11 protein-coding genes are annotated in these 16,153 nt (G+C 34.1%); 9 read left to right on the top strand and 2 right to left on the bottom strand.

Translation table 11 applies throughout. The features are described from left to right. Nucleotides 1-940: Xaa-Pro peptidase family protein (locus tag HMPREF0629_RS03240; RefSeq protein WP_009221942.1), on the top strand; the 940-nt coding region annotated here is incomplete at its 5' end. A gap of 9 nt (nucleotides 941-949) precedes the next feature. Next, the gene (locus HMPREF0629_RS03245) at nucleotides 950-1,792 is read left to right on the top strand and encodes a bifunctional 5,10-methylenetetrahydrofolate dehydrogenase/5,10-methenyltetrahydrofolate cyclohydrolase (protein WP_009221943.1); all 843 of its coding nucleotides are present in this window, start codon (nucleotides 950-952) and stop codon (nucleotides 1,790-1,792) included. 110 nt (nucleotides 1,793-1,902) lie between these two features. On the opposite strand, the gene HMPREF0629_RS03250 is transcribed toward HMPREF0629_RS03245, so the two are convergent. Beyond that, the gene (locus HMPREF0629_RS03250; protein ID WP_039856540.1) at nucleotides 1,903-3,132 is read right to left on the bottom strand and encodes an MFS transporter; all 1,230 of its coding nucleotides are present in this window, start codon (nucleotides 3,130-3,132) and stop codon (nucleotides 1,903-1,905) included. After that, nucleotides 3,129-3,929, bottom strand: coding sequence for a zinc dependent phospholipase C family protein (locus HMPREF0629_RS03255; protein ID WP_039856541.1), 801 nt, complete (start codon nucleotides 3,927-3,929; stop codon nucleotides 3,129-3,131). The genes HMPREF0629_RS03250 and HMPREF0629_RS03255 overlap by 4 nt, the downstream gene beginning before the upstream one ends. Before the next feature lie 124 nt (nucleotides 3,930-4,053). Between HMPREF0629_RS03255 and HMPREF0629_RS03260 the strand changes: the two genes are divergently transcribed. The 7 genes from HMPREF0629_RS03260 to HMPREF0629_RS03290 form a co-directional block, all read left to right on the top strand. After that, the gene (locus tag HMPREF0629_RS03260; protein WP_009221945.1) at nucleotides 4,054-4,881 is read left to right on the top strand and encodes an endo alpha-1,4 polygalactosaminidase; all 828 of its coding nucleotides are present in this window, start codon (nucleotides 4,054-4,056) and stop codon (nucleotides 4,879-4,881) included. A 157-nt stretch (nucleotides 4,882-5,038) separates the two neighbouring features. Then, the gene (locus HMPREF0629_RS03265) at nucleotides 5,039-8,794 is read left to right on the top strand and encodes a DNA-directed RNA polymerase subunit beta (RefSeq protein WP_009221946.1); all 3,756 of its coding nucleotides are present in this window, start codon (nucleotides 5,039-5,041) and stop codon (nucleotides 8,792-8,794) included. 33 nt (nucleotides 8,795-8,827) lie between these two features. Beyond that, nucleotides 8,828-12,397, top strand: coding sequence for a DNA-directed RNA polymerase subunit beta' (gene rpoC, locus HMPREF0629_RS03270; RefSeq protein ID WP_009221947.1), 3,570 nt, complete (start codon nucleotides 8,828-8,830; stop codon nucleotides 12,395-12,397). Nucleotides 12,398-12,783: 386 nt separating this feature from the next. Further along, nucleotides 12,784-13,197, top strand: a complete 414-nt coding sequence (rpsL, locus tag HMPREF0629_RS03275) for a 30S ribosomal protein S12 (RefSeq protein ID WP_009221948.1) — start codon at nucleotides 12,784-12,786, stop codon at nucleotides 13,195-13,197. 89 nt (nucleotides 13,198-13,286) lie between these two features. Continuing rightward, nucleotides 13,287-13,757: a 30S ribosomal protein S7 gene (gene rpsG, locus HMPREF0629_RS03280; RefSeq protein ID WP_009221949.1), complete on the top strand. Its 471-nt coding sequence runs from the start codon at nucleotides 13,287-13,289 to the stop codon at nucleotides 13,755-13,757. Nucleotides 13,758-13,772: 15 nt separating this feature from the next. Further along, nucleotides 13,773-15,851: an elongation factor G gene (gene fusA / locus HMPREF0629_RS03285; RefSeq protein ID WP_009221950.1), complete on the top strand. Its 2,079-nt coding sequence runs from the start codon at nucleotides 13,773-13,775 to the stop codon at nucleotides 15,849-15,851. A 21-nt stretch (nucleotides 15,852-15,872) separates the two neighbouring features. Further along, the coding region (locus tag HMPREF0629_RS03290) for a GTP-binding protein (RefSeq protein ID WP_009221951.1) at nucleotides 15,873-16,153 on the top strand (281 nt) is incomplete at its 3' end.

Below are 16,153 nucleotides of genomic sequence, written 5' to 3' on the forward strand. Positions count from 1 at the left end.
TATGCTTTTAATAGATGCAAATGGAAATATGAAATTATTTTTAAATAGATTATTTCCTGCAAGTGATGATTCAGAACCTGAAATTATTTGGTATTCTGACTCTGAAAATCCTTTTGATATGATAGCTTGTAATTTATCGGGTGTTGTCGGTGTGGATAAGAATATGCCGGCAAGATTTTTATTACCTCTTATGCAAAACTGCAATGAGATTGATTTCGTTGAAGGATCATATATTGTAGATGATTTAAGAGGGGTCAAGGATAAAGATGAAATTGAAAAGATGATAAAGGCCTCTGAAGTAAATGATGCGGCTATGGATATGATGAAAAGAAAACTTTCGGAAAATTTAAGTGAGGAAGAAATGGCAAAGTATCTTTTAACTGCATATGAAAGTTTAGGGTCCAATTCCTTCAGCTTTGAACCTATAATAGCTTATGGGGTCAATGCTTCTGATCCGCATCATGAAAATGACAACTCTCTAAAAAAAGAAGGAGATTGTATTGTAGTAGATATGGGATGTTTACTTGATGGATATTGTTCCGATATGACAAGAACATTTTTTTATAAAAATGTAAGTGAAAAAGCTAAAGAAGTTTATGAAACTGTTCTTGCGGCAAATCTTGCAGGTATTGCAAAAGTAAAACCCGGAGTTAGATTTTGCGATATAGATAAAGCTACAAGAGATGTAATAGAAAATGCAGGCTATGGCGAATATTTTACACATAGAACAGGACATTTTATAGGTCTTGAAACTCATGATAAGGGAGATATTTCTTCTGCCAATACTAAGGTGGCGGAGGTTGGAAATATATTTTCTATAGAGCCGGGAATTTATATTCCGGGTGTTGTTGGCGTTAGGATTGAGGATTTAGTTCTTGTAACGGAAGACGGCTGTAAGGTTTTAAACAACTATCCTAAGAAACTTACTATAGTAGAATAGGAGGAAATTATGATTATAAGAGGAGCTGAAATTGCAAAAAAACTTACAGTGGATATAAATGATTCCATAGATGAGTTAATGGGAATAATACCTTGCATTACAATTATAAGAGTAGGAGAAAAAGCTGCAGATCTTGCATATCAAAGGGGTGCTGTTAAAAAATTATCTGAATTCGGAATAAAATGTGTTATAGAAGCTTTTCCGATGGAGATTACACAAGATGAATTTATAGAAAACTTTAAGAGGATAAATGATGATGAAAGTGTTCACGGAATTTTACTTATGCGTCCTCTTCCTGATCATTTAGATGATTCTTTAGTAGAGAGGATAATAAATCCGCTTAAAGATGTTGATGGAATAAGTCCGATGAATCTTGCGGGAATTTATCTTGGAAATGAAAAGTTTTTTGCACCATGTACTCCACAAGCTGTAATGGAAATTTTAGAAAGTATTAATTATGAGCTCAGGGGTAAAAAAGTTGTAATAGTTGGTTGCGGCAAAGTTGTAGGAAAACCCCTTTCACTTCTTATGATGGCGAAGGATGCCACAGTTGTAAGTTGCAATGAATTTACGAGAGATTTAGTTTCGGAATGTAAAGATGCCGATGTTTTAATTTCTGCAGCCGGAGTTAGAAACTTAATAGGGAAAGAACATATATCATCAAAAACTGTTGTAATTGATGTTGGAATAAATCTTGATGAAAATAATAAATTGTGCGGGGATGTAAATTTTAATGAAGTATCTGAAATAGTCTTTGCAATTACACCTGTGCCCGGAGGAGTAGGTTCGATAACAACACATGTACTTGCAAAACATCTTATAAAAGCAGTTAAAAATTTAATGAATAACTGATAGTTATTATTTTATAAATTATAAAGAAATTGGAAAAAATAAGAATTTTATTTTGATTATAAATTCGGTTTAATAAATAAAAGACTACATATTATTGTAGTCTTTTTCATTTATTGTTTAACTTTTGAAGCTTTATCAAATATGAAGTATCCTATTACAAAAAGTATTAGTAAAAGTGATATTGCTTTATTTTGTTGTCCGGTTATTTGAGATACAATCGAAATTAAAAGAGTTCCGAAAACAGATGCTCCCTTACCGCATATATCATAGATTCCAAAGTATTCTCCGGATCTTTCAGCAGGTATTATTCTTACATAGTATGAACGTGATAGGGCTTGTATAGCACCTTGGAACATACCTACTGCAACTGCCAGTATCCAAAATTCATATAATTGGTCAAGTTGTATTGCATATAGGGCTATAAGTCCATAAGCTATTATACAAATTTTAAGAAGCTTATCTGTTGAGTATTTTTTAGAAATATGAGCAAACCATATTGCACACGGAAAAGCTACAAGTTGTGTAACAAGCAGTGCAAGTATTAATCCGTTTGACGATAATCCGAGAGATTTTCCGTAAGCTGTTGCCATATTTATTATTGTGTATACTCCGTCAATGTAGAATAAGAAAGAAAGCAGGAACAAAAATACTTTTTTATCTACAAAGATTTCTTTAAGCGTAAATAACAGTCTTGAATACACTTCTTTAATCCCTACAACGCCGGTATCTAAAAAGTGAACTTGCTTATAGCTTTTAATAAGAGGAAGCGAAAATGCAAGCCACCATACTGCGTTTAATAAGAAAGAAATTATAATTGCATTTGACATACTTAAATGCAGTTTGTCTTTGCCGAATATTATTGCGATTGAGATTATAAAAGGAACGCAGCTTCCGATATATCCCCATGCGAAACCGTACGAAGAAACTTTATCCATATTTTCATCCGTTGTAACATCCGGTAGCATACTGTCATAAAATATCAATGAGCCGTTATAACCTATTTTTGTTATGACATATAGAACTAAAAAGAGCATATAATTTTTAGAAAACGGCATTAAGCTTAGAGATATTACTCCAAACATAACAAATATTGAAAATAATAGATTTTTTCTTCCTTTATTATCTGCTATTGCACCTAAAACAGGACCTAAAATTGCAACCACAATCGTAGATATTGTTATACCGTACCCCCAATATGCAAGGTATGTAGCCGCATCAAGGAATTTCTCTGCAAGATTGTTAAATACAATAGGAATCATAGTTGTAGACAGCAATATAAAAGCGCTGTTACCTACATCATAAAATATCCACTTTTTTTCAAGCGGTGTTAATTTTTTCATACTTCCCCCTCATAATTAATATAAAAATCTTTTGCCGGCAGGTCATCTTCAAATATTACATTAAATATGTTGTCAATAAGTTTTGGAGCTGATTTAAGTGAACTATAAAAAATATCGGATAAAACTTCGTTTGAGTGTTTAGATTCTTTAAAGGGAACAGCTCTTAGTATTTGACCGCTGTAATCTTTTTTAACTCCAAGTAAATCCATTAATGATAATAGAAAGTTCTCCTTAATTTTACTTTCACAATGGAAAAATTTTTTCCAACTTCTAAAGCCGCTTAGGGAATTTTTTACATCGTTAAAGCTGACATTGTAGCTTTCATAGAGTGGATATATATTTTTGCAAATTGCATTTGTATTTGGGATTAAATTATATTCTTTAAATCTTTTAGGATCAGAATCATCTGCAATTAAAAAATATCTGTCGAGTTCATATTCAATATCACAATGTGAATAATCAGATGTTATAAGTGCATTTACATCAGGATGAATTTTACTGTCCAGTATAAAATGACATATTGAACCCAAAAAATATGCACTTACAGGGGAATCTATTTTTTCGTTCATTATAAGATTTTTATTTCTATTTAAAAAATCAATAAAAGATTTAGAATGAATTTCATTTGCAAGTTTAATTTTATGAATTATAAAACTTGTATTAAAATAAAAAGGATCAGGACCTTGTTGACCGATTAAATATTCCGCTTCATATTTGTATGCAATTTCTTTTAAATCTTCTCTTAAGTTATCTCTAAGCATCAGTCCGAATTTATTGTGTGTATATAAATTTGCCATAATGACCTCCCAAACTTATTTTAACATATTAACCGAGTATTTAATATGTTAAATTAACTTAAAAAAATTGATTCAATGATGTAAAATTATTTTATAGAATCTATTAGTTGAGGATGGTGATAGTATGAGAAATAAAACTGAAGTAAAAATTTTATCTATAATCATGATATTTAGTATTTTATTTTTTAGCGCATGCAATATTGATGAAAACAGTAAGAAACCATATGGAGTTTTTATAGGAGCAGGACCTGATTCAATAGAGAAAATGAAGAATTATGAACTTATTGTTGTTGATGCGAGTAATTTTTCAGATACGGATATTGCAAAAATTCATTCTAACGGACAGAGGGTGTATAGTTATTTAAATATAGGTTCTATCGAAAGTTTCAGACCATATTATGATGAATTCAAGTCTATTACAATGGGAAACTATGAAAATTGGAGTGAAGAAAGGTGGATAGATGTTTCTGACAGCAGATGGAAAAAATTTATAATAGAAGATATTGCCGGAAGCTATATTGACAAGAAGATAGACGGTTTTTTTGTAGATAATATAGATGTGTGGTATGAATATCCGAGTTCCGAAATATATGAAGGTATTTTAAATATTTTATATGAATTAAATAAACTCGGTCTTCCGATAATAATAAACGGAGGCGACAGTTTTATGAGAGAGGCTGTTAAAAGTGATGAGATTTATAAAATAGTTGACGGAGTAAATCAAGAGTGTGTATTAACATCAATAGATTTTGAAAATGATAGACTTTGCGAGAGAAATAATATAGAAGAAATAAATTATTTTAAAGAATATTTGTCAATATGTAAAAATTTTGGTATGAAAGTATATGTTTTGGAATACAGCACAGATAAAAACATTAAAAATAAAATAAAACAATGGTGTGAAAATGAAAATTATCTCTATTATATTTCTGAATCGATAGAACTTTTATGAAATTAAAAAAATATCAATAAAGTTTTGTTAAAACCTTGCAAAAATGCTATGAAAATGGTAATATAATAAATTGCATAATAATAATTAGAGTGGCGTAGTGTTCTCTAAATTAGGTAGCAGTTTAATCTGCGATAGAATTTGAGGGGTGAATAATTTAATGGTACATCCTGTGAAATATGGGAAGAGAGAAAGAATGAGTTTTTCTCGAATAGACGAGGTACTAAGTCTTCCAAACCTTATTGAAGTGCAGACAGATTCTTTTGAATGGCTTTTAAAAGAAGGATTGAAAGAGGTTTTTGACGATGTATCTCCAATTGAAGATTATTCGGGAAATTTGATTTTGGAATTTGTTGATTATTATATTTCCGACGAGATTAAATATGATATTGACGAATCCAAACAAAGGGATACAAATTACTGTGCACCGCTTAAGGTTAAGGTAAGGCTTATTAATACCGAAACCGGGGAAGTGAAGGAGCAGGAAGTTTTTATGGGAGATATTCCTTTGATGACTCCTAACGGAACTTTCATAATAAATGGAGCGGAACGTGTTGTAGTATCTCAGCTTGTTAGAAGTCCTGGTGCGTATTATAAGGTTGAAACGGATAAAACCGGAAAAAAATTATATTCTTCAACTTTAATACCGAATCGTGGAGCTTGGATTGAGTTTGAAACGGATGCTCAAGGTGTAGTAAATGTTAGAATTGACAGAACAAGAAAAATTCCTGTAACAATACTTCTTAGAGCTATAGGTATTGAATCAAATCTTGAAATCAAGCAAATGCTTGGTGAAAGTGAAAGTCTTTTAAAGACATTTGAAAAAGATACAACTTCAAACAAGAATGAAGCTTTACTTGAAATTTATAAAAAGTTAAGACCCGGTGAGCCTCCTACAATAGATTCAGCTAAGTCTTTATTTGAAAATATGTTTTTTGATAATAGAAGATATGATCTTGCTCATGTAGGAAGATATAAGTTCAATAAGAAACTTGGAATTTCTGCAAGGATTTTAAATCACTATGCAAGTGAGGATATAGTAAATCCTGAAACCGGAGAAATTCTTGTATCTGAAGGAGAACTTATAAATGAAGAAATGGCATCTGCTATTGAAAGATGTGGAATTAACAGATTGACTGTTACAATTAAATCTCAACATGATGGAGAAGCTGATAGAGACGTAATAGTTATAGGAAATAATTTTGCATATGCGGATGATTTTGAATTACCTTTCGACTTAAGAGAGCTTGGATATAGAGAAAAAATTTATTATCCTCTTTTTAAACAAATAGTTGAAGAAAATTCAGAAGACGTAGAAACTTTAAAGAATGAACTTAAAAAGAATATTAATCTTTTAAGTCCTAAACACATTATAGTTGATGATATTATTGCTGCTGTAAGCTATGAATTCGGACTTTTTGAAGGAGTAGGCGTTGTAGATGACATTGATCATCTTGGAAATAGAAGAATAAGAAGTGTAGGAGAGCTTTTGCAAAATCAATTTAGAATTGGTATCTCAAGAATGGAAAGAGTTATCCGTGAGAGAATGACAATTCAGGATTCAGATGCAACAACTCCTCAATCGCTGATAAATATAAGACCTGTAACAGCTGCAATCAAAGAATTTTTTGGGTCATCGCAGTTGTCACAATTTATGGATCAAAACAACCCTCTATCAGAATTAACACACAAAAGAAGGTTATCTGCACTTGGACCTGGCGGGTTAAGTAGAGATAGAGCAGGATTTGAAGTGCGTGACGTCCATAATTCACACTACGGAAGAATGTGTCCTATCGAAACCCCAGAAGGACCAAATATAGGACTGATAACTTCACTTACAACCTATGCGAGAATTAATGAGTACGGTTTTATAGAAGCCCCTTACAGAAAAGTAAAGCTTGGCGAGGGGATAGTAACTAATGAAATAGAGTATATAACAGCTGATGTAGAATATGAGCAAATAATTGCTCAGTCAAATGAGCCTCTTGATGAGAATGGAAAATTTATTAATGACAGAGTAGTTGCCAGAGGACATGAGGGAATAGTAGATATTTATGATGCAAAGAGCGTAACATGTATGGACGTATCTCCTCAACAAATTGTTGCGGTTGGTACAGCTATGATTCCGTTTCTTGAAAATGATGACGCCAATAGAGCATTAATGGGAGCAAATATGCAGCGTCAGGCAGTTCCTCTATTAACTACTGAAGCACCTATAATCGGTACGGGAATTGAATATAGAGCGGCAAAAGACTCAGGAGTAGTAATTGTAGCTACTGATGATGGAGAAATAGTAAAAGTTGATGCCACAGAAATCCATTTAAAGAGAAGTGGGGATGGAGTGGTTGATAAATATAAATTGCACAAATTTGTAGGTGGTAACCAAGGTACTACTATTAATCAAAGACCTATTGTAGAAAAAGGCCAAATGGTGAAAAAAGGCGAAATAATTGCCGACGGACCTAGTACAGATCAGGGAGAAATGGCTCTTGGTAAAAACATACTGATTGCATTTATGAACTGGGAAGGTTACAACTATGAAGATGCGATACTTGTAAATCAAGAACTTGTAATAAAAGATACTCTTACATCTCTTCATATTGAAGAATATGAATCGGAAGCAAGAGATACAAAGCTTGGACCGGAAGAAATAACAAGAGATATACCTAATGTTGGAGATGACATGCTGAGAGATCTTGATGAGCGTGGAATTATCCGAATCGGAGCAGAAGTAAATCCGGGAAATATATTAGTTGGAAAGGTTACTCCTAAAGGAGAAACTGAACTTTCTGCAGAAGAAAGACTACTTCGTGCAATATTTGGAGAAAAAGCGAGAGAAGTAAGAGATACATCTCTTAGATTACCTCATGGAGAATCCGGAATTGTAGTGGATGTAAAGACATTTACAAGAAAGGGTGGAGATGAACTTCAACCCGGAGTAAATGAAATGGTAAGAGTTTTTGTAGCTACAAAGAGAAAAATCCAAGTTGGGGATAAGATGTGCGGTAGACACGGAAATAAGGGTGTTATTTCAAGAGTTCTTCCTAAAGAAGATATGCCTTATATGCCTGATGGAACACCAATTCAAATTGTACTAAATCCTCTTGGAGTACCTTCTCGTATGAATCTCGGACAAGTACTTGAGGTTCACCTTGGACTTGCAGCAAAAAAATTGGGTTGGCATGTTGCAACACCTGTATTTGACGGTGCAAATGAAAAAGATATAACAGATGCGCTTGACCTTGCGGGTTACCCTATTGATGGAAAAATTCAACTTAGAGATGGAAGAACCGGGGAAGAATTTGATCATCCGGTAACAGTGGGATATATGTATATGTTAAAACTTCACCATCTTGTTGATGAAAAAATTCACGCAAGAAGTACAGGACCTTATTCTCTTGTGACTCAACAACCTCTTGGAGGAAAGGCACAGTTTGGAGGACAAAGATTTGGAGAGATGGAAGTTTGGGCTCTTGAAGCATATGGAGCAAGCTATACTCTTCAAGAAATGCTTACAGTTAAGAGTGATGATATAGTAGGAAGAGTTAAGACTTATGAATCAATTGTTAAGGGAGAAAATATTCCTCAACCGGGAATTCCGGAATCCTTTAAGGTTTTAATTAAGGAACTGGAATCTCTTGCTCTTGAAATTAAGGTACTTGATGATGAGGGAAATGAAGTGGACCTTCAAGTTGACGATGATGATTTAGATAAGATTGATACTATCGGAAATGATTCTGATGAAGTAAAAGAATTAATTGAAAACAATCAAGCGCCTACACAGGGAGCTGTCAGAAAAATGTCTCATGATGAAGATGTTAATTATGATGATGATATTGAAGATGAAGAAGATGAATTTGAGGGCACTTTTGAGGAAGATTTAAGTTCCTTTGAAAATGAGCCTGATTATGAGTAGTAATAAGTTATCAAGGAAAGGAGAGTGTGCTCCTTGAGCGAACATGAATTATTTCATTCAATAAAAATCGGTCTTGCATCTCCTGAAAAGATCAGAGAATGGTCTTATGGAGAAGTAAAAAAACCTGAAACTATAAATTATAGAACTCTTAAACCTGAAAAAGATGGACTTTTCTGCGAAAAAATATTCGGGCCTACGAAGGACTGGGAATGTAATTGTGGAAAGTATAAGAGAGTTAGATATAAGGGAGTAGTATGTGAGAAGTGTGGAGTAGAAGTAACAAAGGCTAAGGTGCGTCGTGAGAGAATGGGACACATCGAGCTTGCTGCACCTGTTTCTCATATATGGTACTTTAAGGGAATACCATCAAGAATGGGGCTTGTACTTGACATGAGTCCAAGGGCTCTTGAAAAGGTATTGTATTTTGCATCTTATGTTGTAACATATGTTGAGCCCGGCGAAACAGCTCTTTATTTAAAGCAACTTTTAAGTGAAACTGAGTATAGAGAATATAGAGCTCAATATGGAGATAAATTTAAGGCTAAGATGGGTGCTGAAGCAATAAAAGAACTTTTGCAAAAAATAGATTTAGATGCTGAATCTAAGGCACTTACAGAAGAACTTGAAAGATCTACAGGACAAAAAAAGGTTAGAATTTCAAGAAGACTTGAAGTCATTGAAGCTTTTATAAAATCAAACAATAAGCCTGAATGGATGATACTTGAGGCAATTCCGGTTATTCCGCCGGATATCAGACCTATGGTTCAATTGGACGGAGGAAGATTTGCAACATCAGACTTAAATGATTTATACAGAAGAATAATAAACAGAAATAACAGACTTAGAAAGCTGTTAGACATAAATGCACCTGACATAATTGTAAGAAATGAAAAAAGAATGTTACAGGAAGCGGTAGACGCTTTAATAGATAACGGTCGCAGAGGCAGACCTGTAACAGGACCGGGGAATAGACCTTTGAAATCACTTTCTGAGATGCTAAAAGGTAAACAAGGACGTTTTAGACAAAATCTTCTTGGAAAGCGTGTTGATTATTCAGGGCGTTCAGTAATTGTAGTAGGACCTGAACTTAAATTTTATCAATGCGGTCTTCCAAAAAATATGGCACTTGAACTATTTAAGCCTTTTGTAATGAGAGAACTTGTTGCAGGCGGGTTTGCACATAATATTAAGAGTGCAAAGAGAATGGTAGAGAGAATGCGTCCGGAGGTTTGGGATGTACTTGAAGAAGTAATAAAGGATCATCCTGTACTTTTAAATCGTGCTCCTACATTGCATAGACTTGGAATTCAAGCATTTGAGCCTGTACTTGTAGAGGGAAAAGCCATAAAACTTCATCCACTTTCATGTACTGCATATAATGCGGATTTTGACGGGGACCAAATGGCTGTCCATCTTCCGTTGTCAATGGAGGCTCAAGCAGAAGCAAGACTTCTAATGCTTTCTACTAATAATATTCTTGCATTAAAAGATGGTAAACCTATTACAACTCCAACACAGGATATGATTTTGGGTTGCTATTATCTAACACTTGATAGAAAAGATCACTTAAAAGGTGACGGAATGATCTTTAAAGATTTTGATGAAATGATGCACGCTTATTTAAGTGGGTATCTTCATTTACAATCTCATGTAGGCGTTAGAAAATATGCAGATGAAAATGATAGAAGCGGTAAAATTGTAAACTCTACTGTCGGAAGATTTATAATAAATTCATTTATTCCTCAAAATTTAGGTTTTGTAGATAGAAATGTAGATAAATATTCTCTTGAAATAGATAGAGTAATAGATAAAAAATTATTAGGTGTAATAATTGAAAAAACCTATAAAAAACATGGAAATATAGAGACTGCAAAACTGCTTGATAATATAAAAGCAACAGGATATCACTATTCAACAATAGGAGCAATTTCCATTTCCATGGGAGACGTAGAAGTTCCTGACATTAAACCTGAAATTTTAGCAAAAGCTGATAAAGAAGTACAAAAGTATGAAAAAGCTTATAGAAGAGGTTTAATATCGGATGAAGAAAGATATGAAAAGGTAATTGAAATCTGGAATAATGCAACTGATGAGCTTACAGATGAAGTTATGAACGGTTTTGATTCTCTTAATAATATTTATATAATGGCTGACTCAGGAGCCAGAGGTTCTAAAAACCAAATTAGACAACTTGCCGGAATGCGTGGACTTATGGCATCTCCGTCAGGAAGAACAATAGAAGTTCCTATAAAGTCAAACTTTAGAGAAGGGCTTTCAGTACTTGAGTTTTATATGTCTGCCCACGGTTCACGTAAAGGACTTGCAGATACAGCGCTTAGAACAGCAGACTCAGGTTATTTGACAAGAAGACTTGTAGATGTATCACAACAAGTAATAATAAAAGAAGAAGATTGCGGTACGGATGAATATTTAGTAGCAAAAGATTTTACGGACGGCAAGGAATTAATTGAAGGGTTAAAAGACAGAATTGAAGGAAGATATTCATTTGAAGATGTAATTGATCCGCAAACAAATGAAATAATTGTTCATGCCAATACCGAAATTACAGATGATGATGCAGATAAAATAGTAGCTGCCGGAATAAAAGAAGTTAAAGTTCGTACAGTACTTGGATGTAAATGTAAAACAGGCGTGTGCGCTCATTGCTATGGTAGAAATCTTGCAACAGGTTCTAAGGTTGGAATTGGAGAAGCGGTAGGTGTAATAGCGGCTCAATCAATAGGAGAGCCCGGTACTCAGCTTACAATGCGTACATTCCATACAGGCGGTGTAGCATCGGCAGCGGATATAACTCAAGGTCTTCCTCGTGTAGAAGAGCTTTTCGAGGCAAGAAAACCTAAGGGACTTGCAGTAATATCTGAAATTGAAGGTACAGTAGAAATTAAAGAACAGAATAGAAAACGTGAAGTCATAGTAACTTCTGAGAACGGAGAAAGACAAAGCTATAATATAGTTTACGGAGCAAGAATTAAAGTTAAAAACGGAGACTATGTTCAAAAGGGCGATGAACTTACTCAAGGTTCGGTATATCCTCAAGATTTACTTCGTGTAAAAGGCGCTAAAGGTGTTGAGGAATATATTGTAAAAGAAGTTCAAAGAGTTTATAGACTTCAAGGGGTAGATATTAACGATAAGCATATAGAAATAATTGTAAAACAAATGCTTTCTAAATATAAGATTGAAGATCCCGGTGATACAATGTTCTTACCAGGTTCACTTGTAGAAGCAAATGAATTTAAAAATACAAATAAAGAAATGATAGATAAGGGGCTTCAACCTGCAACAGGAGAAGTAAATCTACTCGGTATCACGAAAGCATCACTTGCAACTGACTCATTCCTATCAGCTGCATCATTCCAAGAAACAACAAGAGTGCTTACGGATGCGGCAATAAAAGGAAAGCAAGATATGTTAAACGGATTAAAAGAAAATATCATAATTGGACAATTAATCCCTGCGGGTACCGGAGCAAGACAAAACAGAACAGTGCAAATAGGAATTTCGGAAAAACTTAAAGAAAACTTTAAACTGCTTGAAAATTCAGAATTACTTGATGAAAGTGAGTTTGAAGAAGTTGAATAATATAAAAGATCTGTCGGAGAAATCCGACGGATCTTTTATATTTTTATTGTGTAAGACTGGTTTACAAGTCATGTTGTAAATATATTTGAGTTTGTATAATATTATTCATATATATTTTTTATTTTTGATTTCAAATTTATTGAAATGTTACATACAAAAACAGAGAATTATCGGATAAATAAAGTTGACTTAAGACTTACTCAGTGATATACTTATTAGGTATTTTAGTAATTATCTAAGACTATCTATATGGATAGTCTTAGTGGTGTGTTATTTTAGATGTTCTTAATTGAAAGTTAAAAATTAATTTAGATTAGAACTGTTGGTATAGGTATTAATGCCATAAAGGCAATATTAATATAAAATTTAAACAAGGAGGTGCCTTAATGCCAACTATAAACCAATTGGTTAGAAATGGTAGAAAAAAGGTTGAAACAAAGTCAAAATCACCGGCACTTGATGTAAACTACGATTCACTTAGAAAAGTAGAAACAGAGGTAAACTCTCCACAAAAGAGAGGGGTATGTGTAGCTGTAAGAACAGTAACACCTAAGAAACCTAACTCTGCATTGAGAAAGGTAGCTAGAGTTCGTTTAACAAACGGATACGAAGTAATGGCTTATATTCCGGGAATCGGACACAATCTTCAAGAGCATAGTGTTGTATTAATTCGTGGTGGAAGAGTAAAGGACTTACCGGGGGTTAGATATCACATTATTAGAGGAACTCTTGATACAGCAGGTGTTGACACAAGAAGACAAGCAAGATCTAAATATGGTACTAAGAGACCAAAGAAGTAATTTGATTTTTAATACTTTTATATAGATTTTTGGCTTACGAAAAGTTCGAGTACCAATGAATCGACTATAAATAGTTAAGGAGGGAAGTTATGCCAAGAAAAGGACATATACAAAAAAGAGAAGTGATGGCTGATCCGGTTTATGAAGATGTTGTTATAACAAAGCTTATTAACAACGTAATGTTAGATGGAAAAAAAGGAACAGCTCAAAGAATAGTATATAAAGCTCTTGAAAGCATCCAAGAATCAACTGGAGAAGAAGCTTTAGAGGTATTCTATAAGGCATTGAATAATGTAATGCCTGTATTAGAAGTAAAGGGTAGAAGAATCGGGGGAGCAACATATCAAGTTCCAATCGAAGTTAGACCTGAAAGACGTCAAACATTAGGACTTAGATGGTTAGTAAAATTTGCAAGAGCAAGAGGAGAACATACAATGGATCAAAGACTTGCTAAAGAAATTTTAGATGCATCTAACGGGTTAGGCGCAAGCGTGAAGAGAAAAGAAGAAATGCATAGAACAGCAGAAGCTAATAAGGCCTTTGCTCACTATAGATGGTAAAAAGGGAGGAAGCCGATGGCTCGAGAAATACCATTAGATAAAGTAAGAAATTTAGGTATTATGGCCCATATTGATGCCGGAAAGACTACAACAACAGAGCGTATTCTTTACTATACAGGAAAGATTCACAAAATTGGGGAAACTCATGAAGGTGCAGCTCAAATGGACTGGATGGCTCAGGAACAAGAAAGAGGTATCACAATAACTTCAGCAGCAACAACTGCTTTTTGGAAGGGACATAGACTAAACATTATAGATACTCCGGGACACGTTGACTTTACAGTTGAGGTAGAAAGATCACTTAGAGTACTTGACGGTGCAGTGGCATTATTTGATGCAAAGAGCGGTGTAGAACCTCAATCAGAAACAGTTTGGAGACAAGCTGATAAATATCGTGTTCCAAGAATAGCACATATCAATAAGATGGATATAACAGGCGCTGATTTCTTCAGATCAGTTGAAACAATTGATAGAAGATTAAAAGGTAATCCTGTTCCAATTCAAATTCCAATGGGAGCAGAAGATCATTTTATAGGAATGATTGACCTTGTTGAAATGCTTGCTGAAATATACAAAAATGAAGACGGTACAGAAATTGAAATAACAGAAGTACCGGAAGAATATAGAGAACTTGCAGAACAGTATAGAGATAATTTAATTGAAAAAGTTTCTGAATTTGATGAAGAGCTTATGATGGCTTACTTAGAAGGCGAAGAAATTACTAAGGAACAGCTGAAAAAAGCAATCAGAAAAGGAACTCTTGCAGTTGGAATGACTCCTGTAACTTGCGGTTCATCATATAAAAACAAAGGGGTACAATTACTTCTTGATGCAATAGTAGATTATCTTCCTGCCCCAACTGACATTCCTGCAATAAAAGGTATATCAGTAGATACAGGAGAAGAAATTGAAAGACATGCATCAGATGAAGAACCACTATCTGCATTAGCATTTAAAATAGTAACAGACCCATATGTAGGAAAACTTGCATATTTTAGAGTTTATTCAGGAAAATTAACAGCAGGTTCTTACGTATTAAATTCAACAAAAGGTAAGAGAGAAAGAATAGGTCGTATTCTTTTAATGCATGCAAACAAGCGTGAAGAAGTTGAAGAAGTGTATGCAGGAGAAATTGCTGCTGCAGTAGGATTAAAAGATACTACAACAGGAGACACACTTTGCGATGAAAAGAGTCAAGTAATTCTTGAAAAAATGGAATTCCCTGAACCTGTAATATCTGTAGCAATTGAACCGAAGACAAAAGCATCTCAAGATAAGATGGCGATAGCACTTCAAAAACTTTCAGAAGAAGATCCGACATTTAGAACTTATACTGATGAAGAAACAGGTCAAACAATCATATCAGGAATGGGAGAACTTCACCTTGACATTATCGTAGATAGAATGCTAAGAGAATTTAAGGTAGAAGCTAATATAGGTAACCCACAAGTATCTTATAGAGAATCAATTACTAAGCCTGCAGAAGGTGAAGGAAAATATGTACGTCAATCAGGTGGACGTGGACAATATGGTCATGCTAAAATAAAAGTAGAACCACTTGAACCGGGTAGCGGATTTGTATTTGAAAATGCAATTGTTGGTGGATCAATTCCTAAAGAATATGTAGGTCCTGTTCAACAAGGTATTGAAGAAGCATTAAAATCAGGTATACTTGGTGGATATGAAGTACTTGATATAAAAGTTACACTATATGATGGTTCATACCATGAAGTAGACTCATCAGAAATGGCATTTAAGATAGCAGGCTCTATGGCTCTTAGAGATGCACTTGCAAAAGGTTCACCTGTATTACTTGAACCAACAATGAAAGTTGAAATTACAACTCCGGAAGAATATATGGGAGATGTAATCGGAGATGTTAATTCAAGACGTGGAAGAATGGAAGGTATGGAATTAGTAAGTGGAGCTCAAATAGTTACATCTTATGTACCACTTGCAGAAATGTTCGGTTATGCAACAGCACTTCGTTCAAACACACAAGGTAGAGCAAATTATTCAATGCAATTTGATCACTATGAACAAGTACCAAAGTCAATAGCTGACGAGGTATTAGGAGATAAAAATAAAAATTAATTCCTTAGGAGGTTTTTTAAAATGGCAAAAGCAAAATTTGAAAGAACAAAACCACACGTAAACATTGGAACAATAGGACACGTAGACCACGGTAAAACAACATTAACAGCAGCAATAACATTAGTACTAAGCAAAAAATTCGGTGGCGGAGAATTCGTAGACTATGCACACATAGACAAAGCACCTGAAGAAAGAGAAAGAGGAATCACAATCTCAACATCACACGTAGAATACGAAACAGCAAACAGACACTACGCACACGTAGACTGTCCGGGACACGCCGACTATGTAAAGAACATGAT

Source organism: Peptoniphilus sp. oral taxon 386 str. F0131, from assembly GCF_000090945.1.
GTDB lineage: Bacteria > Bacillota > Clostridia > Tissierellales > Peptoniphilaceae > Anaerosphaera > Anaerosphaera mikwangii.